Origin of the sequence: Lysobacter sp. 2RAF19, assembly GCF_052115395.1 — a bacterium.
Classification (GTDB): Bacteria; Pseudomonadota; Gammaproteobacteria; order Xanthomonadales; family Xanthomonadaceae; genus Noviluteimonas.
The window spans coordinates 139700-161059 of sequence record NZ_JBFRGO010000001.1; the positions used below are offsets into that span (position 1 = coordinate 139700).

The 21360-nt window shown below is 66.3% G+C and carries 15 protein-coding genes and 1 pseudogene; 10 read left to right on the forward strand and 6 right to left on the reverse strand.

Annotated elements, in window-relative coordinates; all coding sequences use genetic code 11:
* Positions 1-92 precede the first annotated feature (92 nt).
* The 5 genes and pseudogenes from AB4059_RS00825 to AB4059_RS00845 form a co-directional block, all read right to left on the reverse strand.
* On the reverse strand, positions 93-1643 hold the full coding sequence (locus tag AB4059_RS00825; protein ID WP_498975713.1) for a sigma-54-dependent Fis family transcriptional regulator: 1551 nt from the start codon (positions 1641-1643) through the stop codon (positions 93-95).
* A gap of 34 nt (positions 1644-1677) precedes the next feature.
* Positions 1678-2745, reverse strand: a complete 1068-nt coding sequence (locus tag AB4059_RS00830; protein WP_498975715.1) for an NAD(P)/FAD-dependent oxidoreductase — start codon at positions 2743-2745, stop codon at positions 1678-1680.
* Between the two features lie 103 nt (positions 2746-2848).
* Positions 2849-4570, reverse strand: coding sequence for a pseudouridine synthase (locus AB4059_RS00835; RefSeq protein WP_498975717.1), 1722 nt, complete (start codon positions 4568-4570; stop codon positions 2849-2851).
* Between the two features lie 160 nt (positions 4571-4730).
* Positions 4731-5277: pseudogene (gene scpB / locus AB4059_RS00840) on the reverse strand (SMC-Scp complex subunit ScpB); the annotation flags it as partial.
* A 5-nt stretch (positions 5278-5282) separates the two neighbouring features.
* Positions 5283-6275, reverse strand: coding sequence for a segregation and condensation protein A (locus tag AB4059_RS00845; RefSeq protein WP_498975719.1), 993 nt, complete (start codon positions 6273-6275; stop codon positions 5283-5285).
* Between the two features lie 272 nt (positions 6276-6547).
* Here AB4059_RS00845 and AB4059_RS00850 point away from each other — a divergent pair, with 272 nt between their 5' ends.
* The 9 genes from AB4059_RS00850 to AB4059_RS00890 all read left to right on the forward strand — a co-directional run bounded on the left by AB4059_RS00850 (position 6548) and on the right by AB4059_RS00890 (position 18767).
* Positions 6548-6847 carry a YciI family protein gene (locus AB4059_RS00850; protein WP_498975721.1) on the forward strand — a complete coding sequence of 100 codons (300 nt, stop codon included), beginning with the start codon at positions 6548-6550 and terminating at the stop codon, positions 6845-6847.
* The gene (locus tag AB4059_RS00855) at positions 6844-7116 is read left to right on the forward strand and encodes a BolA family protein (protein ID WP_498975723.1); all 273 of its coding nucleotides are present in this window, start codon (positions 6844-6846) and stop codon (positions 7114-7116) included. The genes AB4059_RS00850 and AB4059_RS00855 overlap by 4 nt, the downstream gene beginning before the upstream one ends.
* Before the next feature lie 100 nt (positions 7117-7216).
* On the forward strand, positions 7217-8248 hold the full coding sequence (locus AB4059_RS00860; RefSeq protein WP_498975725.1) for a LacI family DNA-binding transcriptional regulator: 1032 nt from the start codon (positions 7217-7219) through the stop codon (positions 8246-8248).
* 71 nt (positions 8249-8319) lie between these two features.
* Positions 8320-11298 carry a TonB-dependent receptor gene (locus AB4059_RS00865; RefSeq protein WP_498975727.1) on the forward strand — a complete coding sequence of 993 codons (2979 nt, stop codon included), beginning with the start codon at positions 8320-8322 and terminating at the stop codon, positions 11296-11298.
* 15 nt (positions 11299-11313) lie between these two features.
* Entirely contained in the window at positions 11314-12789 is a 1476-nt protein-coding gene (locus tag AB4059_RS00870) for a glucoamylase family protein (protein ID WP_498975729.1), read from the forward strand.
* Positions 12786-14084, forward strand: coding sequence for a sugar ABC transporter substrate-binding protein (locus tag AB4059_RS00875; protein WP_498975731.1), 1299 nt, complete (start codon positions 12786-12788; stop codon positions 14082-14084). The genes AB4059_RS00870 and AB4059_RS00875 overlap by 4 nt, the downstream gene beginning before the upstream one ends.
* On the forward strand, positions 14081-14959 hold the full coding sequence (locus tag AB4059_RS00880; RefSeq protein WP_498975733.1) for a carbohydrate ABC transporter permease: 879 nt from the start codon (positions 14081-14083) through the stop codon (positions 14957-14959). Before AB4059_RS00875 ends, AB4059_RS00880 begins: the two co-directional genes overlap by 4 nt.
* The gene (locus AB4059_RS00885) at positions 14956-15792 is read left to right on the forward strand and encodes a carbohydrate ABC transporter permease (RefSeq protein WP_498975735.1); all 837 of its coding nucleotides are present in this window, start codon (positions 14956-14958) and stop codon (positions 15790-15792) included. Before AB4059_RS00880 ends, AB4059_RS00885 begins: the two co-directional genes overlap by 4 nt.
* The gene (locus tag AB4059_RS00890; RefSeq protein WP_498975737.1) at positions 15789-18767 is read left to right on the forward strand and encodes a galactose-binding domain-containing protein; all 2979 of its coding nucleotides are present in this window, start codon (positions 15789-15791) and stop codon (positions 18765-18767) included. Before AB4059_RS00885 ends, AB4059_RS00890 begins: the two co-directional genes overlap by 4 nt.
* On the opposite strand, the gene AB4059_RS00895 is transcribed toward AB4059_RS00890, so the two are convergent.
* Positions 18761-20134 (reverse strand): GH1 family beta-glucosidase, encoded by a 1374-nt coding sequence (locus tag AB4059_RS00895; protein WP_498975739.1) that lies wholly within the window; start codon positions 20132-20134, stop codon positions 18761-18763. The genes AB4059_RS00890 and AB4059_RS00895 overlap by 7 nt on opposite strands.
* Before the next feature lie 83 nt (positions 20135-20217).
* Between AB4059_RS00895 and AB4059_RS00900 the strand changes: the two genes are divergently transcribed.
* On the forward strand, positions 20218-21327 hold the full coding sequence (locus tag AB4059_RS00900) for an ABC transporter ATP-binding protein (RefSeq protein ID WP_498975741.1): 1110 nt from the start codon (positions 20218-20220) through the stop codon (positions 21325-21327).
* Positions 21328-21360: the final 33 nt, after the last annotated feature.

Consider the following 21360-nt stretch of genomic DNA (forward strand, 5'->3'; position numbering starts at 1 on the left):
ACGCGCAAGTCGTTGATGTCGCAGGAGTCTTGCGTCCCACGTGGCGCGCGATGGTGGCTGTCGATCGCCAGTTGGCGATTTCGCGCCAACGCTCAGGCCAGTCCGTGCTTCTCGATGCGCGAACGCAGTTGCGCGCGCGTGATCCCGAGCAGGCGCGCGGCCTCCGACTTGTTGCGTCCCGCGCGTTCGAGCGCCTCTTCGATCATCAGGCGCTCCGTATCGCCCAGCGATTGCGACGGGGCGATGCGCACGATGGGCACGGCGGGTTTCGCGGCGGCGATGCCGATCGGCAAGTGCTCGGCGGTGATCATCCCGCCTTCGCTGAGGATCACCGCGCGTTCGATCGCGTTGCGTAATTCGCGCACGTTGCCGGGCCAGGCGTAACCGGTCAGCGCGGCGACGGCTTCATCGCTCACGCCCGCCGCAGGGCGGCCGATGCTCTGGCCCACTTCGTGCAGGAAGGCTTCGACCAGCAGCGGAATGTCTTCGCGGCGTTCGCGCAAGGGCGGCAGCGCGATGTCGAACACCGCCAGGCGATAGAAGAGGTCTTCGCGGAAGGTGCCGTTGGCGATCGCCGATTGCAGGTCGCGATGGGTGGCGGCGAGCACGCGCACATCGGCGCGCAGGGTGCGCGTTCCGCCAAGGCGCTGATATTCGCGCTCCTGCAGCACGCGCAGGAATTTGGCCTGCACGGTCGGGCTCATCTCGGCCACTTCGTCGAGGAACAGCACGCCGCCGGCCGCCTGTTCGAGCTTGCCCGGGTGCGCGGACTGCGCGCCGGTGAAGGCGCCGCGGTCGTGGCCGAACAGTTCCGACTCCAACAGTTGTTCCGGCAGCGCCGCGCAATTGAGCGCGATGAACGGGCCTTTGCGACGCGTGGATTCGCGATGGATGAAACGCGCGATGACTTCCTTGCCCGTACCGGATTCGCCGGAGAGCAGCACCGTCGTTTCGGTGGGCGCGACTTTGGTCGCGAGTTCGAGCACTTCGCGCCAACGCCGCGAACGACCCAGGGTGCGGTGCGCGCTGCGTGCATCGAGTTCTTCGGCGAGGGCTTGTACTCGGCGTTCGAGTTGCGATGCGTGTTCGCGCGCGGCGGCGCTGCGGCGCGTTTCGTCGGCGAGCGTGCGCGCAAGGCCTTCGTGCGCCAATGCAAGCGACGCGAGTTCGGCGATCACCAGCAGCGCTTCCCCGTGCGATTGCGTGAATCGCCCGGGCGTGCGCGACACCAACAGCACCGAGCCCAGGCGCCGATCGCGGTGTTGCAGCGGCGCGCGCAGGATCGCGCGATAGCCGCGCTCGAGCGTGAGCCGGTCGAGCGGATAGGCCAGGTCCAGTTCGGATTGCGCGTCCTGGATGACGACGAGGAAGCGGTCGGCATCGGGCCACAGGGCGGGCGAAAACCCGGCGCGCGGGAACACCGCGCCTTCGAGTTGTTTGACGTCGTCTTCGCCGGCGGCGGCGACGGCGCGCACCGTGCCGCCCGGTTCGAGCTTCACGATGCCCATCGCGTCGAAAGGCACGACCGCGCGGCAGGCATCGGCGACGGCGTCCCACACCGCGCGCACTTCCAGCGAATCGGCGATCGCGCGTGCGATCGCGGCGAGTGCCGACTGCAGCTCCGATGGCGCGTGTGCGGCCATGGGCCGGATCATACGCCCGCGATTTTTCGGCGCGTCAGCCGAAATACACGCGTTCGGCGGCCCATCGGACGGGCGGCGCGGAGAGCAGCAGGTCGAAGGGCCAGTCGAGGGGCATGCGGTCGTAGGCCCAACGCAAGGCGCGCTTGGTGCGGAAGCGCGGCGCGGCGTCGATCGCGACGGCTTCCGGCGCAGGCCCGCCTTGGCGCAAATGCGCGGCGATCGCGCGGCCGACGGTCCATGCATGTTCCCAGGATGCGCGGATGCCGCCGGCAGTCACGGGCGAGACGATCCCCGCAGCATCGCCGGTCAGGATGGCACCGTCGCGCGCGAGCGGCCACACCGGGCCGCTGCATGGAATCAGTCCTGCGCGCGTGGGGCCGGGCGTCAATCGCAAGGGCAGGCCGCCGGCCTGGCCGACGCGCAACAGAAATGTATCGAGGTCGGGCACGCGCACGTTCGCCGGATCGTGTCGCAAGGCCAGGCCCGCTTGCACGCCGCCGGGGTTTTGCGCGATCCAACCGATGTAACCGGGCGCGTGGCGTTTGCTGATGAAGCAATGCAACGCATCGGGATCGGCGAGACGCGCGTGCGGGAATTCGTATTCGATTCCGTAGAGGAAACCGCGCACGCGCCCGAGTCCGCAAGTCTCGGCGACGCGCGAACGCGCACCATCGGCGCCGACGAGGAAGCGCGCGCGGCCCGCGCCTTCGACGTGCCATCGATCGCCGACGCGCGTAGCGTCGCGGAAGCTGGTGGCAAGGCGCAGGTCGACGCCATTCGCGCGCAACTGATCGGCGAGCCAGCGCATGACGCCGGGCGTATCGGTGGTGAGGAAATAACTGCCGGGCGCGGCGAGCGCGACTTGTTTGAGGTTCGGCGCGTACAACTGCACGCGTTCGACGCGTCGCGTGAGATGCGATGGCAACTCGCCGAGCAGCGTGCGCTCGGCGGCCTCCTTCACGATGATGCCGGTGGTGCGCAGCTTGTCGCCGGGGTCGGCCTTGCGTTCGAGTACGCACACGCGCAAACCCGATTGCGCGGCGGCGAGTGCGCAGGCTGCGCCGGCGAAACTCGCGCCGACGACGATGAGGTCATGGTCCATGCGCGCAGTGTTCGCGCGCTGCGCGAAGTGACGACGAAACGCATGTGAAGCGAAAACGAAGAAGGGCGCCTGCGCGCCCTTCTTTTTCATTCAACGCGTCGGATCAACCGCCGCTGTGACGACCGCCGCCGGGGCGACCACCACCACGCGGACCACCGGGGCGCGGACCGCCCGGACGCGGGCCACCGGGGCGCTGACCACCCGGACGCGCGCCACCGGGACGCGGACCACCCGGGCCAGCCGGACGCGGGCCGCCAGGACGGGGACCGCCCGGACGCGGCGCGCGCGGCTTGTCGCCGTACGGGTTGAAGCTGCCGGGATTGGCGTGATCCGACGGGAACGAGGGCGCATTGCCCGGATGCCCGTAAGGACGCGCACCGGCGCCGCCGCTGCGATTCGGACGATTGCCATCGCGCTCGCCGAACGGACGCGCGGGGCCCGCGCGATTGCCGTCGCGATCGCCGAACGGACGCGGCTGCCCACCGCCGCGATTCGCATTCGGACCACCGAACTTGTTGCCGCCGCCGCCACCGGGCCTGCCACCACCACCGGGCTTGCCTGCGCCGCCGGGCTTCGGGCCGTACGGCTTGCGCGGACCGCGCGCGCCGTCGGGATTCTTGTGGCCGGTCGGACCGGTGTCGACGCCTTCGGGCACGTACCAGGTGCGGAACGCGGCGGGGTTGCCCGCATCGCGTTGTTCGCCCGGACGCATGCGCTGGCCCTGCTGGCGCGGGCCCTTGGGCTTGAACGCCTTGTTGCCGGCGTTGGCGGCTGCTTCGCCGCTGACCGTCAGGCCACCGTGCGGCTTCTTGCCGCCGCGGCCACCGCGGCGATCTTCGCGCACGTGGTCGAAACGACGCAGCTCGCGACCTTCATCGGCGGTGTTGTGCCCGCTGACGTAGCCCGCGGTGCGCGCGCCGCCGAAATGCAGCGTCGACTTCGCCGCCTTGCGCTGGCCGATGACCGGCATCAGCGTCAGCGAAGAGGGCGTGCCGTCTTCCAGGCCGAGCTTGCCGCGCAAGGTGGCGACCTTGTCGGGCGCCAGTTCCTGCGACTGGCCGCGCAGCAGCGGCTGCGGCAGCGAGACATCGCCGTAGCGGATGCGCTTGAGGCGCGACACCTGGCAGCCCTGCGATTCCCACAGGCGGCGCACTTCGCGATTGCGGCCTTCCTTCAGCAGCACGCGATACCAATCGTGCGACTGGTCTTCGCCGCCGCTGACCTTGGTGATTTCGTCGAACTTCGCCGGGCCGTCTTCCAGCGCGACGCCGCGACGCAGGCGGTCGACCAGCTTCTCCGACACTTCCTCTTCGCCTTCCGGCGGACGCACGCGGCAGACGTACTCGCGTTCGATCTCGTAGGAGGGATGCATCATCGCGTTGGCCAGCTCGCCGTCGGTGGTGAGCAGCAGCAGGCCGGTGGTGTTGATGTCCAGGCGGCCGATCGCGATCCAGCGCGCGCCCTTGAGCGAGGGCAGCGATTCGAAGATCGTCGGGCGGCCTTCGGGGTCTTCGCGGGTGGTGACTTCGCCTTCGGGCTTGTTGTAGATCAGCACGCGCGCCGGTTCGGTGAGCGCGGTGGCGACGAAGGTGCGTCCGTCGATTTCGATCTTGTCGCCGCCGGTGATGCTCATGCCCACCTGGGCGATGGCGCCGTTGACCTTGACCAGGCCATCGGCGATGCGCTGTTCGAGCGCGCGGCGCGAGCCGAGGCCGGCCTGCGCGAGAACCTTGTGCAGGCGTTCCTCGATGCGCGGGGCGTCGGCGGGTTGTTCGGGGGAGGCGCCGCGCTTGAGGGAAAGCTTGCGGCGTTCTTGATCACTCATTGTGTCTGCTCCGACGAGGCCATCTGGGCGTCGTCATCTTCGGTGACGTCCGCGGTGTCTTCTTCAGTTTCCGCTTCGTCGTGGGGGACAGGGGCATCCGGTTCGGAAGCGACCTGTTCGGGGGGGAGTGCGGCCTGCGGGCCGGCTTCGGGTTCGAACTGGAATTGCGGTTCGAGCTCGCCGAGGTCCTTGAGTTCGGACAGCGGCGGGAGTTCGTCGAGGCGCTTGAGGCCGAAGTAGTCGAGGAAGCCCTTGGTCGTGCCGAACAGGGCCGGCTTGCCCGGGACGTCGCGATGGCCGACGACGCGGATCCATTCGCGTTCCTCGAGCGCCTTGATGATGTTGCTGTTCACGGCCACGCCGCGGACCTGTTCGATTTCGCCGCGCGTGATCGGCTGGCGATAGGCGATCAGCGCGAGGGTTTCCAGCGTGGCGCGGGTGTAGCGCGTCTGGCGTTCGGTCCACAGGCGCGCGACCCACGGGTGCACGTCGGCCTTGACCTGGAAGCGGAAGCCGGAAGCCAGCTCGACCAGTTCGACGCCGCGGTCGGCGCAGGCTTCGCGCAGCGTTTCCAGCGCCTGTTCGACCGCGCCGTCGGGCGCCGGATCGTCCAGCGAGAACAGCGCGTGCAACTGCGCGAGCGTCAGCGGCTGGTTGGCCGCCATCAGCGCGGCTTCGACGATGCGGGTGATGAAGCTCTGGTCCATTGGAGTCATGCGCGGGAATCGTTCGCGGCGGCGGGTTCTTCGTCGAACTCGCTCGTCAGTTGGAGGGCATCGGGCGTGCCTTCGCCCACGGCGAGGGACTTGACGTAGATCGGGGCGAGGGCGCGGGCCGGCGTGTCGCCGTGCGCGTCGCTCGGACGGCTGGTGTCGGTGTATTCCTGCACGATCTCGACCAATTGTTCCTTGGCCAGGGTGAGCAGCGCGAGGAAGGTGACCACCACCCCGAGCTTGCCTTCCTGCACGGTGAACAAGGTTTCGAAGCGGTGGAACTGGCCATCGTCCATGCGCTCGAGCAACTCGCCCATGCGCTGGCGCACGCTGAGTGCGTCGCGCTTGATCGCATGCTGCGTGAACAACTCGGCGCGCTTGAGCACGTCGCCCAGCGCCAGCAGCATTTCGCGCAGGTCCACCGGCGGCGGCAGCTTCACCGACGCACGGTCCGGCACGAAGGCCGCCACCGGGACGGTGTCGCGGTCCTGGCGGGGCAGGGCGTCGAGGTCTTCGGCGGCCTGCTTGAAGCGTTCGTATTCCTGCAGGCGGCGCACGAGGTCGGCGCGCGGGTCGTCTTCCAGGCCTTCCTCGCTCGGCGGGCGCGGAAGGAGCATGCGCGACTTGATCTCGGCCAGGATCGCGGCCATCACCAGGTATTCGGCGGCGAGCTCGAAGCGCATCTCGTGCATCGCCTGGATGTAGTCGACGTACTGGCGCGTGATCGAGGCGACCGGGATGTCGAGGATGTCCAGGTTCTGGCGGCGGATCAGGTACAGCAACAGGTCCAGCGGCCCTTCGAAGGCATCGAGGATGACCTCGAGCGCATCCGGCGGGATGTACAGGTCCTGCGGAATCTGCAGGACCGGCTGGCCGAGCACCATCGCCAGCGGCATTTCCTGCTGCTGCGGGTGCGTCGGATTGTGTGTTTGCGGGTGCGCGCCGTTGGCGGGTTCGCCTTCGGGCGCGGGCACGCTCGGTTCGTCGGACATGCGTTATGCGGCCCCCTCGAGGCCACCGGGTGGAGCAATGCAGCGCGGACGGCGGGGCCGTGCGCAGCCGCGGAACTCAAAGTCGCTTGCTGGGGGGACCCCGTTTGACTGTCGGTCGACTGTCGGTCGATTTGCGGTCGGGTGCCGGGGTCGCGCGGGCCGCGTCGCGCGCGGCACCGAATCATTGACCCCAAGGTTACGGGGGCGGGCGAGGGCTGTCCACCACTTACAATCCCCTTTTCACCAAACGCACCAACGGCAGGAGCATCCGGATGTGGTACGCGATCGAAGGACATGACGGCCCCGGCGTGCTGGAACGCCGCCTCCAGGCCCGCCCCGCGCACGTCGCGCGGCTGCTGGCGCTGCGGGACGAGGGGCGGTTGCTGCTCGCCGGCCCGTGCCCGGCGATCGATGCCGAAGACCCGGGCCCGGCCGGTTACAGCGGCAGCATCATCGTGGCCGAGTTCGAGTCCCTGGAAGCCGCGCGCGCCTGGGCCGATACCGATCCTTACGTCGAAGCCGGCGTCTACCACCGCGTCGACGTGCGCCCGTTCAAGCCCACGCTGCCGTGACCCGGGTCGAACGCATCCGGAGTCTGCTCGAGGCCGCGCTGTCGCCGCAGTCGCTTCAGGTCGTCGACGACAGCGCCCGCCACGCAGGCCATGCCGGCGCACGCGACGGGCGCGGGCACTTCGATGTCGACATCGTGAGCGACGCCTTCGCCGGCCTGCTTCCCCTGGCACGCCATAGAAAGGTGTATGCGGCGCTGGGCCAGATGATGGAGACCGATATCCACGCGCTGTCGATTCGCGCGCGCACGCCGGGCGAAGACAACGGCTGAGCTTGCTGCAATGCAGCAAGTCCTCGCCTCTTTACACGACGTTTACAGTCCCTTGTGAAAACGTTTACATTCCAGCCACGGACGAACTTGCGGGGCGGCGATGGGAGACGTTGTCACGATTCGCGACGTAGCGCGGCTGGCCCAGGTATCGGTGGCCACCGTCTCGCGCGCGCTCAACGGCCAGCAGAACGTGGCCAGCACCGTGCGCGAGCGCGTCCTGGACGCCGCGAAGGAGCTCAAGTACGTCCCGCACCACGCCGCGCGCAGCCTCAGTAGTCGCCGCACGCGCACCATCGGTGTCGTCCTTCCCGATCTGCACGGCGAGTTCTTCTCCGAATTGATGCGCGGCATCGACGTCGTCGCGCGCGAGCACGACCTGCATCTGCTCGTCTCCAGTTACCACGGCCATCCCGACGAACAAGGCACGGCACTGCGCGCGATGCGCGGACGCGTCGATGGATTGCTCGTGCTTTCGCCTTTCCTCGACAGCCAGGCGCTGGCCAGCGAACTGGGCCAGTCGCAGCCCGCGGTGCTGATCAACTCGCATCTCACCGGCGTGGGGCTGGGCACCTTGCGCATCGACAACTACGGCGGCGCGCGCGAGATGGTCGCGCACCTGGTCGACAACGGGTATCGCCGCATTGCCTTCGTCACCGGGCCGAAGGACAACTTCGACGCCGACGAACGCCTGCGCGGTTACACCGATGCATTGGCTCAGCTGCTGCCCGATGCGCAACCGATCGTGTTGCAGGGCGTGTTCGACGAATCCTCCGGCCATGCCGCGGGCCATGCAGTCCTCAAGATGGATCCGCGCCCCGATGCGGTGTTCGCGGCCAACGACATGACCGCGCTCGGCGTGTTGTTCGCGTTCCACCAGGCGGGCTTGACCGTGCCCGACGACATCGCCGTCGCCGGCTTCGACGACATCCCGCTCGCACGCTACGTCCATCCCTCGCTGACGACGATCTCCGTCGACATCGCACAACTCGGCGGCCGCGCGCTGCGCACGCTGCTTGCGGGCCGCGAAGTTCCCGCGCAACCGACCGAACAAGCCACGCTCATTGCTCCGCACCTGACCGCGCGGCAATCCACCCAACGCCGCGGCGCCGCGCATCGCCGCGACAGTTCCTGAGATTGCGCTCCCCCAACGCGTCGCCCCGTTTTCGAATGTCGAACCAACGCACTCTGCAGGGAGAGAATCCAATGAAGCCTCGTATCCAACATCGCCCCACGCCGCGACTGCTCGCATGCGCGCTCGCCGCGGCGCTCGCCGTCGGCGCGCCCGCGGTTTATGCGCAGAGCACCTCGGCCACGTTGCGCGGCCAGGCCGTCGCCTCCGCACCGGTCACCGCGACCAACACCAAGACTGGCCTGGTGCGCACGGTGCAAGCCGACGCCAGCGGCAGATACACACTCGCGGGCCTGCCGCCGGGCACGTACAGCGTGACTTCGCAAGGCGGTACCACGCGCACTGTGACGCTGGCTGTCGCGCAGAATGCCTATCTCAACGTCGGTGCCGCGCCCGCAGGCCCCACACAACTGGAAGCCGTCGAAGTCGTCGGCGCGCCGTTGCCGGAAGTGCGCACCTCGGAAGTCGCGACGAACGTGACGCAGCAGCAGATCGAAGCGTTGCCGCAATCCAGCCGCAACTTCCTGTCCTTCGCCGACACCGTGCCGGGCGTGACGTTCGAACGCGGCGCCGACGACTCCACGAAGCTGCGCAGCGGCGCGCAGAACTCCAACGGCATCAACGTCTTCATCGACGGCGTGGGCCAGAAGAACTACGTGCTCAAGGGCGGCATCAGCGGCCAGGATTCCTCGCGCGGCAATCCCTTCCCGCAGGTGGCCATCGGCGAGTACAAGGTCATCACCTCCAACTACAAGGCCGAGTACGACCAGATCAGCAGCGCGGCGATCACCGCGGTGACCAAGTCGGGCACGAACGAATTCGGCGGTTCGGTGTTCTACGACCGCACGTCCGACCATTGGCGTTCGATGACCAAGGCCGAGGAAGAAGCGGGCGTTGAATCGGATACGGCGACCGACCAGTACGGCATGTCGCTTGGCGGCCCGATCCTCAAGGATCGCCTGTTCTACTTCGTGGCCTACGAAGGCAAGTCGATCGACAGTCCGCGCACGATCACGCCGGGCCAGACCGCCTTTCCGTTGCCCGGCTTCCTGATTCCGTACACCGCGCCGTCTGCCTCGCCCTTCAGCGAAGACCTCTGGTTCGGCAAGGTGACGTGGCAGCCGACCGGCGACAACCTGGTCGAGCTCTCGCTGAAGAAGCGCAACGAATCGGAAATCACCGGCATCGGCGGCGCGGACACTTACGATTACTCGACGACGAAGGACAACGACAGCACGCGTGGCGACTTGCGCTGGCAGTACAACCAGGACAACTGGTTGAACGATGCGCACCTGACCTACGAAGACGAGAGCTGGGCGCCGATCGCCACCAATTCGGGCCCGGGCTATCGCTTCACCGGCACGGTCCAGACGCCGTTCGACGGCGCGATCCTCAACATCGGCGGCGGCCGCGATTTCCAGCAAAAGGGCCAGAAGGGTTGGTCGATCCAGGACGACTTCAGCTGGTTCGGTTGGGAGAACCACACCGTCAAGGCGGGCGTGAAGTTCAAGGCCGTGGAGATCCAGGCCTTCGAACAGCAGCCCTACAACCCGCAATATTCGATCGACCTCGGCGAACAGCTCGCACTGGGCAACGACGACCTGGCCGAGATGACACCGTGGCGCACGCAGTTCGGCGCGCTCGTGCCCGGTTACGGCGACCGCAACATCACCACCGACGCCAAGCAGTTCGGCATCTACTTCCAGGATGACTGGCAAGTCACCGACAAGCTGCTGTTGAACCTCGGCCTGCGTTGGGATTACGAAAAGAACCCGGGTTGGGAAGACTACGTCACGCCAGCCGGCATCGCCGCCGCATTGCGTGCGTGGCCGAACATCCACGGCCCGAACGTCGACTACAACATCGAGAACTACATCAGCACCGGCAACAACCGCGACCCCGATACGAACAACTGGGCGCCGCGCCTGGGCTTCTCCTACGACTTCGGCGGCGATGAGCGCCACGTGCTGTTCGGTGGCGCGGGCCGCACCTACGACCGCAACCTGTGGGACTACCTGCAACTCGAACAGTCCAAGAGCAGCTTCCCGACCTACGAGATCCGCTTCAACACACCGCTGCATCCGTGCACCGTGGGCGATGGCAACTGCGTGGCCTGGGATGACTCGTATCTCAACCCGGCGACACTCGATGCGTTCGTCGCGAACAACCCGAACCTCGGCGCCGAGGTCAACCTGATCAACAACGACCTGAAGACGCCGTACTCCGACCAGTTCAGCCTCGGCATGCGCAACACCTTCGGCATCCTGGGCCAGGACTGGACACTGTCGACGACGGTCGTGCACATCCGCAGCCACGATGGCATCGTGTTCTCGCTCGGCAATCGCTGGCCGGACGGCAGCTTCCGCGATCCGTCGGTTCCGGGCGCGACGTGGGGCAACCAGCCGTGGGGCTTCCCGATTCCGGGCTATGGCACGCTCATCAAGGCCGACAACGGCATCGAGACGCGCCTGAACCAGTTCCTGCTCGGGCTGGAGAAGGGATACAGCACGGATTCGCCGTGGTCGGTGTCGATCGCCTACACCTACAGCGACGCCACGGAAAACCGCTTCAACGCCGCCGATTCGGACGAACACTACCTGTTCGATTATCCGAATCTCGACAACCAGCCGTTCCAGACCTCGGTGGGCGTGCCGAAGAACCGCCTGGTGGTGAGCGGCTTCGCCGACATCATCTGGGACATGCAGTTCTCCGGAAAGCTGACGCTGGCCAGTTCGTATCCGAAGGATTCGACGAACTGCCACGACACCACGAGCTTCAACAACTGCTTCTTCGATTCGTTCATTCCGGATACCGACTACGGTTACAAGGAACTGGACCTGGCGATCAAGAAGTCGGTGGAGACGGGCACCAGCCTGCGTCCGTGGATCCGCGTGGATGTGCTCAACGTGTTCAACTGGCGCAGCTGGACGGACTACGACACCTGGCGTGGCGGCCCGGCGCCGGACATCAACACGAACTTCGGCGAAGTGAATGGTTTCAACCACCGCGAAGTGCCGCGCACCTACAAGCTCTCGTTCGGTTTCGATTTCTGATTTGATGGTGAAGTAATGCAGCACACGCTTTCGAAATTCGTCCTCACCGCGCTCGCAACCGTCGCGCTGGCTTCGTGCCAGCGCGACGCCGCGAAACCCGAGCCCACGCATACCGCGAAGCCGCAGGCGGCCGTGCCGCATGCGCACGTGGAGCGTGCGGTACCGCCGCTGGTCGACGATCTCGAAAAGCGCACGTTCGATTATTTCTGGGAAACCACCAACCCGAAGAACGGGTTGGTGCCCGATCGTTGGCCCACGCCGTCGTTCTCTTCGATCGCGGCGGTGGGCTTCGGACTCACCACGTACGGTGTCGGTGTCGAACGCGGTTGGATCACGCGCGACCAGGCCATCGAACGCACCCTGGCCACGCTGCGCTTCCTCAAGAACGCGAAGCAGGGGCCGGAGGCGACGGGCACGTCCGGCTACAAGGGCTTCTACTACCACTTCCTCGACATGCAGTCGGGGCATCGCTTCCAGACCAACGAACTCTCGACGGTCGACACGACGTTGCTGATGGGCGGCGTGCTGTTCGCGCAGACCTATTACGATCACGACGATCCGCGCGAAGCCGAAATCCGCGCCACCGCCGATGCCCTGTATCGCGCGGTGGAGTGGCCGTTCGCGCAAGTGCGCAAGTCGCTGATCTCGATGGGATGGAAGCCCGAAGACGGCTTCATCGCCTACGACTGGAATGGTTACAACGAAGCGCTGCTGGTCTACATCCTCGCGCTCGCCTCGCCGACGCATCCGGTCGGGCGCGATGCGTATGACGCGTGGACCTCGACTTACGATCGCTCGTGGGGCTCGTTCAACGGTGGGCAGGAACACCTGACCTTCCCACCGATGTTCGGCCACCAGTATTCGCACGTGTGGGTCGATTTCCGCGGCATCACCGACGATTACATGAAGCGGCGCGGCATCGATTACTTCGAGAACAGCCGCCGCGCGGCCTTGTCGCAGCAGGCTTACGGCAAACAGAATCCGCAGGGCTGGACGGGCTACGACGAAAACGTCTGGGGTTGGACCGCATCCGACGGCCCGACCGATGCGACGATCGCCTTCAACGGAAAACCACGCAAATTCCAGACCTACACTGCGCGCGGTGTCGGCACGCAGTACACCGTCGACGACGGCACCATCGTGCCGACCGCCGCGGCGGCGTCGATCGCGTTCACGCCCGAGGCGTCGATTGCCGCGATCCAGGCGATGCACGATCGCTACGGCAAGGCCATCTATCAACAATACGGCTTCCTCGACGCGTTCAACCCGAGCTTCACCTTCAAGGACGCGAAGCTGCACCACGGGCAGCTCGTCGAGGGCGTGGGTTGGGTCGACAAGGACTATCTGGGCATCGACCAGGGGCCCATCGTGCTGATGATCGAAAACCATCGCAGCGATTTCGTCTGGTCGGTGATGCGTCGCAACGCCTATATCCGGAAGGGCCTGGAACGCGCGGGCTTCACCGGCGGGTGGCTCGACGAGGCGAAATGACACGCAGGCCGCGCACGTGGCTGTGGGCCTGTGTCGCGTGCGTGGCGATGCTTGCGGGATGTTCGCGCGAGCATGAAGACACAAAGACCACGACCATCCGCTTCTGGGTGATGGGGTACGAGGGCGACATGGTCGCCCAGATGCTGCCCGACTTCGAACGCACGTACCCGGGCATCAAGGTGCAGTTGCAACAGTTGCCGGTCACCGCCGCGCACGAGAAGTTGCTCACGGCCTTCGCCGGCGACTCGCTGCCCGACGTCTCGCCGCTCGGCAACACCTGGATTTCCGAATTCGCCACGCTCGGTGCGATCGAACCGCTGGATCCGTGGATCGCACGCACGCCGGGCATCGTGGTCTCCGATTATTTCCCGGGCGCGTGGGATACCGGCGTCATCGACGGAAAGACCTTGGCGATTCCGTGGTACGTGGAAACGCGGCTGCCGTTCTATCGCAAGGACATCGCCGCCGCCGCCGGCGTGAAGGCGGTGCCGCGCAGTTGGCCCGAATGGCGCGCGGCGATGCGCGCGGTGAAAAAGCATGTCGGGCCGGACCGCTATGCGATCCTGCTGCCGCTCAACGAATACGAACCGTTGCTCAACCTCGCGGTGCAACAGCCCGATCCGCTGCTGCGCGATGGCGGGCGTTACGGGAACTTCCGCAGCGCGGGGTTCAAGCGCACGCTGCAGTTCTACAAGGACACCTTCGACGAAGGCCTCGCACCCCGCGTGGACAACACGCGCATTTCGAATGTATGGCAGGAACTGGGGCGCGGCTATTTCAGCTACTACGTCAACGGGCCCTGGAACATCGCCGAATTCCGCAAGCGCTTGCCCGCGGATGTCGCGGGCACCTGGGGCACGATGCCATTGCCCGGGCCGAACGGACCGGGTGCGTCTGTGGCCGGCGGCACGAGCTTCGTGTTGTTCAAGAAGTCCAGGCACAAAGAGGCGGCCTGGCAATTGATCGCGTGGTTGGCCGAACCGGAACAACAGATCCGATTGCACGCGATCACCGGCAACCCGCCGCCGCGCCGCGCGCCGTGGTCGGCGCCCGCGTTGGCGAACGATCCTTACATCCAGGCCTTCCGCGACCAACTCGAGCGCGCGGTGTCCGCGCCGAAGGTGCCGGAGTGGGAGCGCATCGCGCAGGAGATGCGCTTCGTGGGTGAACTGGTCGCCAACGACAAATTGAGCGTCGACGAAGCCGCCGCCGAAATGGACCGCCGCGCCGACCGCATCCTCGAAAAACGCCGCTGGATGCTCGACCACCACACCTTGCCCGGCGGTGCGCAATGAAGGCCTCGCTCGCGGGTTGGGCATTCACGGCGCCGGCGCTGTCGGTGATCCTCCTGTTCTTCATCCTGCCGGTGCTGGCGGCCTTCGCGCTGTCGGTCACCGACTTCGACATCTACGCGCTGTCGGACCTGCGCAACCTGCGCTTCGTCGGGCTCGACAACTACCTCGGGCTGCTCACCAATCCGCTGTTCTGGAAGGCGTTGGGCAACACGCTGTATTTCGTGCTGGTCGGCGTGCCGCTGTCGATCGTCGCCTCGCTGGCGGCGGCCTTGCTGCTGCACTCCAAACTCGCGCGTTTCAAGCCCTTGTTCCGCACCTCGCTGTTCGCACCGGTGGTGACCACGGTGGTCGCGGTGGCGGTGATCTGGCGGTATTTCTTCCATACGCGCTACGGCATGGTGAACTGGGCGCTTGGTCTCGCGGGCATCGACGCGATCGATTGGCTCGGCGATCCGCATTGGTCGATGCCGACCATCATCCTGTTCGCGGTGTGGAAGAACTTCGGCTACAACATGATCATCTTCCTGGCCGGGCTGCAGGCGATCCCCGAAGATCTTTATGAAGCCGCGCGCATCGACGGCGCGACCTGGTGGCGACAACTGTTGCACGTGACCTTGCCGATGCTCGGTCCGGTGTTGCTGCTCGTGTCGATCCTGACGATGGCCGGCTACTTCCAGTTGTTCGCCGAGCCCTACGTGATCACGCAGGGCGGGCCGCTGCAGAGCACCGTGAGCGTGCTGTACCTGATGTACGAGGAAGGCTTCAAGTGGTGGAACCTCGGCAACGCATCGGCCGTGGCCTTCCTGTTGTTCGTGCTGATGACGACGGTGACCAGCGGGCTGTTGTGGTTCGCGCGCAGGAAGGGGGCCGAGTGAGCGGCGTCGCACGCCAACGATTGTGGGCTTCCATGGCAGTCAACGGTGCGCTGGTCGTGTTCGCCGCGGCCGCGCTCGCGCCGCTGGTGTGGATGCTGCTGGTGTCGTTCATGCGGCCGGGCGAGGCGAGTCACTTCCCGCCGCCGTGGTGGCCGTCGGAGCCGACGCTCCACAATTATCGCGAATTGTTCGTGCGCGCCGGCATGGGCCGCTACCTGTTGAACAGCTTCCTCATTTCCGCCGGCGTGATGTTGATTTCCGTGCTGCTCAACACACTCGCCGGATACGCGTTCGCAAAGCTCCGGTTCAAGGGTCGCGAACGCACCTTCCGTGCGTTGCTTGCCGCATTGGTGATTCCCGCACAGGTGGCGATGATGCCGCTGTTCCTGCTGCTCAAGCAGATGGGCCTGGTGAACACCTACTTCGGCGCGATGGTGACGGGCCTGGCGAGCGTGTTCGGCATCTTCCTGGTGCGCCAGTACGCGCGCTCACTGCCGGACGAATTGCTGGAAGCCGCGCGCATCGACGGCGCCGGCGAGGCGCGCATCTTTTTCCAGATCGTCTTGCCGGCCTTGCGCCCGATCCTCGTGACGCTGGCGATCTTCGCCTTCCTCGGCGCATGGAACGACTTCATGTGGCCGTTGATCGTGTTGAGCGACCAGACGATGCAGACCCTGCCGGTCGCGCTGGCGAATCTCTCGCGCGAACACGTGCAGGACAACGAATTGATGATGGCCGGCGCGGTGGTCACCGTGATCCCGGTACTGGTGTTGTTCCTGGCCCTGCAGCGGTACTACCTACAGGGCCTGCTGGTCGGGAGCGTGAAGGGATGACGAAGTGGATCGCGGGCCTGTTGTGCCTGGTGGCCTTCGGCGTGCAGGCGCGTGTGCTCGACGACTTCGAATCGTCGAAAGCTTGGAAGGTCATCCAGTCCGACCAGGTGACCGGCATATTGCGCAACGCCGATGGCGGCCTGTGCCTGGACTACGACTTCCACGGGGTCTCCGGCTACGTCGGCCTGCAGCGCGAGGTGGCGATCGACTATCCCGACAACTACGCATTCGCGTTCAAGCTGCGCGGCACGGGCCCGAGGAACGACTTCCAGTTCAAGCTCGTCGATGCCAGCGGCGACAACGTCTGGTGGGCGACGAAGCCCAAGTTCGAGTTGCCGTCCGCATGGACGCCGATGCGTTTCAAGAAGCGCCACATCTCGAAGGCATGGGGCCCGTCGGAAGACAAAAACCTCAGGCACAGCGCAAAACTCGAGTTCACCCTGGCGAGCGGCGAGGGCGGGAAGGGCAGTGCGTGTTTCGATGCGTTGACGTTCGAGGCCTTGGCGCCGCCGGATAACTCGCCGCTCACCGGCACGTTGACGCGCAAGGACAATGTGTTCACCTACGACCTCGGGAAGTCGCGCGAGATCGGCGGGGCGATCCTGCGATGGAAGACGGACGCCGCCGGGGATTGGTACACGCTGTCCTTGTCCAATGATGGGCGGGCGTGGCGGCAGGTCTACGAAGTCCAATCCAACGACGGCGGCGAAGACTTCATCGCCTTGCCCGAGGAAGAAGCGCGCTACCTGCGGATCGACGTCAAGTCCGTCCAGTTCTTCGGGCCGCGCCTCGCCGGACTCGAATCGGTCCAGGTGCAACCGCTCGCGTTCGCCGTCACGAAGAACGATTTCCTGAAGGCCATCGCCGCGCACATGCCGAAGGGCGATTTCCCGCGCGGCTTCGTCGGCGAGCAATCGTACTGGACCATCGTCGGCATCGATGGCGGCACGCAACAAGGGTTGCTGGGCGAAGACGGCGCGGTGGAGTTCACGCCCGGCAGCTTCAGTGTCAGGCCGGTCGGCAGCGGTCCGGCCGGACGCATCGATTGGGCGACGACGCCGGCGACGCAGTCACTGCAGGACGGCTATCTGCCGATTCCGTCCGTGCATTTCGTGCGCGAGGATGCGCGGCTCGAGGTCACGGCCTTCGCGGTCGGCAAGCCGAACGACGCGCGCCTGATCGTGCGCTATCGACTCACGAACGCGAGTTCAAAGCCCGGCGCCTTCAGCCTCACGCTGGAATTGCGGCCCTGGCAGGTCAATCCGCCGACGCAGTTCCTCAACACCAGTGGCGGCTTCAGTGCCGTGCGCGACGTGCGCCTCGAACCGAAACTGGTCTACGTCAACGGCTGGCCGCGCGTGGCGCTGTCGGACGCGAGCGAGCCGATGCTCACCAACACCTATCCGTTCGCGTCGCGAAACTGGTCGGGAAGGCATCCGGCGCGCAACGTCGAAGCGCACGATCCCGATGGCATGGTGTTCGTCGATCTGCCGTACATGCGCACCCTGGCCCCGGGTGAGTCGTTCGAACTCGCGCTGAGTTCGCCCATCGGTCACGTGGAATCCACGCCCATCACCAACGCGGAAGCCGCGCGCCTGCAGGCGCAGGCCGCTAAGGAGTGGCACGACAAACTGGATCGCGTGAAATTCAAACTGCCCAAGCAGGGCGAGCACATCGCCAACACGATCCGCACCGCGCTCGCGCACATGGCCATCAGCCGCGTGGGCCCGCGCCTGCAACCGGGGACGCGTTCGTATGCGCGGGCGTGGATCCGCGACGGCGCGATGATCGGCGAAGGCCTGTTGCGCTTGGGTCGCGAGGACATCGCGAAGGACTTCCTGCGCTGGTACGCGCCGTATCAGTTCGACAGCGGCAAGGTGCCGTGTTGCGTCGACGATCGCGGCGCCGATCCGGTGCCGGAGAACGACAGCCACGGCGAGTTGATCTATCTGGTCGCCGAGGTTTATCGCCATACGCGCGACCGCAAGCTGTTGGAACAGATGTGGCCGCACGTCGCTGGCGCCGTGAAATACATGGACGCACTGCGCGCGAGTGAACGCACCGAAGCCAATCGCGCGAAGAATGCCGCGTTCTACGGCCTGATGCCCGCGTCGATCAGCCACGAAGGCTATTCGGCCAAGCCAATGCATTCGTACTGGGACGATTTCTGGGCGTTGCGCGGGTACAAGGATGCGGTGCAGATCGCGCAGTGGCTCGGGAAGGACGCGGACGCGCAACGTTTCGCGGCATCGCGCGATCAATTCTCCGACGATCTCCAGGCCTCGCTGCGCACCGCGATGGCGCAACAGAAGATCGACTTCATCCCGGGCTCGGCGGAACTGGGCGACTTCGATGCGACGTCGACGACGATCGCGCTCGCACCGGGCGCGGCCGACGCGGTCCTTCCGCCGGGTGCGTTGGAAACGACGTTCGAGCGCTATTGGCGCGAATTCGAACAGCGCCGCAAGGGCGAGCGTGCGTGGAAGGACTACACACCCTACGAGTTGCGTACCGTCGGCACCTTCGTTCGCCTGGGTTGGCGCGATCGTGCGCAGTCGGCGCTCGACTTCTTCTTCGCCGACCAGCAACCGCGCGCGTGGAATCAATGGGCGGAAGTCGTCTCGCATACGCCGCGCAAACCCTTCTTCCTCGGCGACCTGCCGCACGCCTGGGTCGCGAGCGATTACGTGCGCTCGGCGCTGGATCTGTTCGCCTACGAGCGGCCGCAGGACGAGGCCATCGTCATCGCCGCGGGCATCCCCGCCGAGTGGTTGAAAGGCGAGGGCATCGCGATCGAAGGATTGCGAACGCCGGGTGGGGCGCTGTCGTATTCGTTGCGCGAGGTCGGCGACAAGCTCGTGCTGGATGTCGCCGGCGGCATCCAGTTGCCGAAGGGCGGGCTGGTTCTACCGTGGAACGGCAAGGAAACCCGCGTGACGCGGGTTCCTGCGACAGTCGAGATTCCGATTCAGTAAGGCAGCGGATCGTCGATCGACGCGCCGTGCGTCGCGATGGCCTGCGAATACCAACGCGCACTGTCCTTCGGCGTGCGTTCCTGCGTGCCGTAGTTCACGTGCACGATGCCGAAGCGCTTGGAGAAGCCCAGCGACCACTCGAGGTTGTCGAGCAGCGACCACACCATGTAACCGCGGATGTCGCAGCCCTGGTCGATCGCGTCGCGGATCGCCGTCAGGTGCTTCTTCAGATAGCCCATGCGCAGCGGATCGCGCACGCGGCCTTCTTCGGCGACCGGCGGATCGAAGAACGCCGCACCGTTCTCGGTGATGTAGGTCGGCAGGTTGCCGTAGCGGTCCTTCGCCCACACCAGCAGATCGGTCAGGCCCTGCGGGAAGACTTCCCAACCGGTTTCGGTGTACGTGCCCAGCGGTTGGCGCACGGCGCCGGCCTTCAGCGGATAGCTGTCGGTGGCCTGCGTGACGCTGCGCGTGTAGTAGTTGATGCCGATGAAGTCGAGCTTCTGCTTGATCAGCGCGTAATCCTCGTCGGCCCATTCGGGCCACGCGTCGCCGAAGATTTCGTTCTTCAGCTCCGGCGGATACTTGCCCAGCAGCGCGGCGTCGAGGTACTGCTCGTTCATGTACGCGTGCGCGCGCTTGGTCGCCGCGAGGTCTTCGGGCGACTGCGTGTTCGGGTACTTCGGCTCGATGTTCACCACCAGGCCGATCTCGTGCTTGCCGATTTCGCGGTACGCCTTCACCGCCGCGCCGTGCGCGCGCATCAGGTTGTGCGTGGCGATCGGGGTTTCGTACTTGCTGCGATGGCCCGGGGCGAGCGCGCCATGGAGATAACCGCCGTCGGTGACGACCCACGGCTCGTTGAGCGTCACCCACTTCTTCACGCGGCCATCGAGCGCGCGATACAGCACGCTGCCGTATTCGGCGAACCAGTCGGCGATGTCGCGGTTGAGCCAGCCGCCGCGGTCGTCGAGCGCCGCAGGCAGATCCCAGTGATAAAGCGTGAGCAGGGGTTCGATGCCCTTGGACAACAGCTCGTCGACCAGGCGCGAGTAGAAGTCCACGCCCTTCTGATTCACGCGACCCGTACCGTCGGGGAGGATGCGCGACCACGAGACGCTGAAGCGATACGCCTTCAGGCCCAGCGAGGCCATCAGCGCGACGTCGTCCTTCATGCGGTTGTAGTGGTCGCAGGCCACATCGCCGGTATCGCCGTTCACGGTCATGCCGGGCGTGTGGGCGAAGCGCGTCCAGATGCTCGGGCCTGCGCCGTCGGCCAGGGGGGAGCCTTCGATCTGGTGCGCGGCGGTGGCGGCGCCCCAGAGGAAACCTTCGGGGAAGCGGCGGGCGTTCGGGTTGGCGGCCATTGTTTGTTCGTGTAAACGGTTACATGGCAGGATACCGCCAACACGCCGCGCATTGCACTTTCCCTTCGCCGAATCGGGAACCGATGGCCCAGGTCAGCCTCGAGCAGGTCCGCAAGGTCTACGCACCCACCAAGGGCGGCATCGGCTTCGTCGCCGTCGAGGGCGCCACCTTCGATGTGGCCGATGGCGAGCTGCTGGTCCTCGTCGGGCCCTCGGGCTGCGGCAAATCCACGCTGCTGCGGATGATCGCGGGCCTGGAGGACATCTCCTCGGGCACGCTGCGCATCGGCGAGCGCGTGGTGAACGACGTCGCGCCGAAGGACCGCGACATCGCGATGGTCTTCCAGAGCTACGCGCTGTATCCGCACATGAGCGTCGCCGAGAACCTCGGCTTCGGGCTCAAGCTTCGCGGTGCGTCGAAGGCGGACATCGCCGCGCGCGTCGATGAAGCCGCCCGCGTGCTCGAACTCGGCACATTGCTCGACCGCAAGCCCGCCGCGCTTTCGGGCGGGCAGCGGCAGCGCGTCGCGCTCGGCCGCGCGCTCGTGCGGCATCCGCAGGTTTTCCTGCTCGACGAGCCGCTCTCCAACCTCGATGCCAAGCTGCGCGCCGGCATGCGCGTGGAAATCGCGCGGCTGCACCGCCAGGTAGGCGCGACGATGATCTATGTCACGCACGATCAGGTCGAAGCGATGACCCTCGGCCAGCGCATCGTCGTGTTGAAGGACGGCCACGTGCAGCAGATCGACACGCCGATGGCCTTGTACGAGCGGCCGGCGAACCTGTTCGTCGCGACCTTCCTCGGCAGCCCGGCGATGAATGTGTTGCGCGGGCGGCTGGTCCGCAGCGATGGCCTCGCACTGGAGATCGGCGATGGCCTGCGCATTCCGATGGGCGAGGGGGCCGACGTCCCCGAAGCCTGGCTCCAGCGCGAGATCGCCATCGGCGTGCGCCCCGAAAGCCTCCTGCCGGCCAACGGCGAGGCAGGCGCCTTCGACGCGACGATCGAAATGATCGAAGCCCTGGGCAACGAAACCCTCGTCAATGCGCGCGTGGGCACGCAGTCGCTGGTCTCGCGCATGGCCCCGCGTACGTTGCCGCCCCCGGGCCAGGCGCTGTCGCTGGCGATCGCCCCCCGCCGCTGGCACGCCTTCGATGCGGCCACCGGGCAGCGCCTTGCCCCAACGGGCTGAGCGATTCGCACGGCGCAGGCGCCCACGGCTTCC

Bases quoted from the DNA above. Each gene is read 5' to 3' on its own strand.
- AB4059_RS00895 (WP_498975739.1), bottom strand. From the start codon at position 20,134: ATGGCCGCCAACCCGAACGCCCGCCGCTTCCCCGAAGGTTTCCTCTGG.
- AB4059_RS00875 (WP_498975731.1), top strand. From the start codon at position 12,786: ATGACACGCAGGCCGCGCACGTGGCTGTGGGCCTGTGTCGCGTGCGTG.
- AB4059_RS00860 (WP_498975725.1), top strand. From the start codon at position 7,217: ATGGGAGACGTTGTCACGATTCGCGACGTAGCGCGGCTGGCCCAGGTA.
- AB4059_RS00900 (WP_498975741.1), top strand. From the start codon at position 20,218: ATGGCCCAGGTCAGCCTCGAGCAGGTCCGCAAGGTCTACGCACCCACC.
- AB4059_RS00865 (WP_498975727.1), top strand. From the start codon at position 8,320: ATGAAGCCTCGTATCCAACATCGCCCCACGCCGCGACTGCTCGCATGC.
- AB4059_RS00845 (WP_498975719.1), bottom strand. From the start codon at position 6,275: ATGTCCGACGAACCGAGCGTGCCCGCGCCCGAAGGCGAACCCGCCAAC.
- AB4059_RS00830 (WP_498975715.1), bottom strand. From the start codon at position 2,745: ATGGACCATGACCTCATCGTCGTCGGCGCGAGTTTCGCCGGCGCAGCC.
- AB4059_RS00825 (WP_498975713.1), bottom strand. From the start codon at position 1,643: ATGGCCGCACACGCGCCATCGGAGCTGCAGTCGGCACTCGCCGCGATC.
- AB4059_RS00880 (WP_498975733.1), top strand. From the start codon at position 14,081: ATGAAGGCCTCGCTCGCGGGTTGGGCATTCACGGCGCCGGCGCTGTCG.
- AB4059_RS00890 (WP_498975737.1), top strand. From the start codon at position 15,789: ATGACGAAGTGGATCGCGGGCCTGTTGTGCCTGGTGGCCTTCGGCGTG.
- AB4059_RS00870 (WP_498975729.1), top strand. From the start codon at position 11,314: ATGCAGCACACGCTTTCGAAATTCGTCCTCACCGCGCTCGCAACCGTC.
- AB4059_RS00850 (WP_498975721.1), top strand. From the start codon at position 6,548: ATGTGGTACGCGATCGAAGGACATGACGGCCCCGGCGTGCTGGAACGC.
- AB4059_RS00835 (WP_498975717.1), bottom strand. From the start codon at position 4,570: ATGAGTGATCAAGAACGCCGCAAGCTTTCCCTCAAGCGCGGCGCCTCC.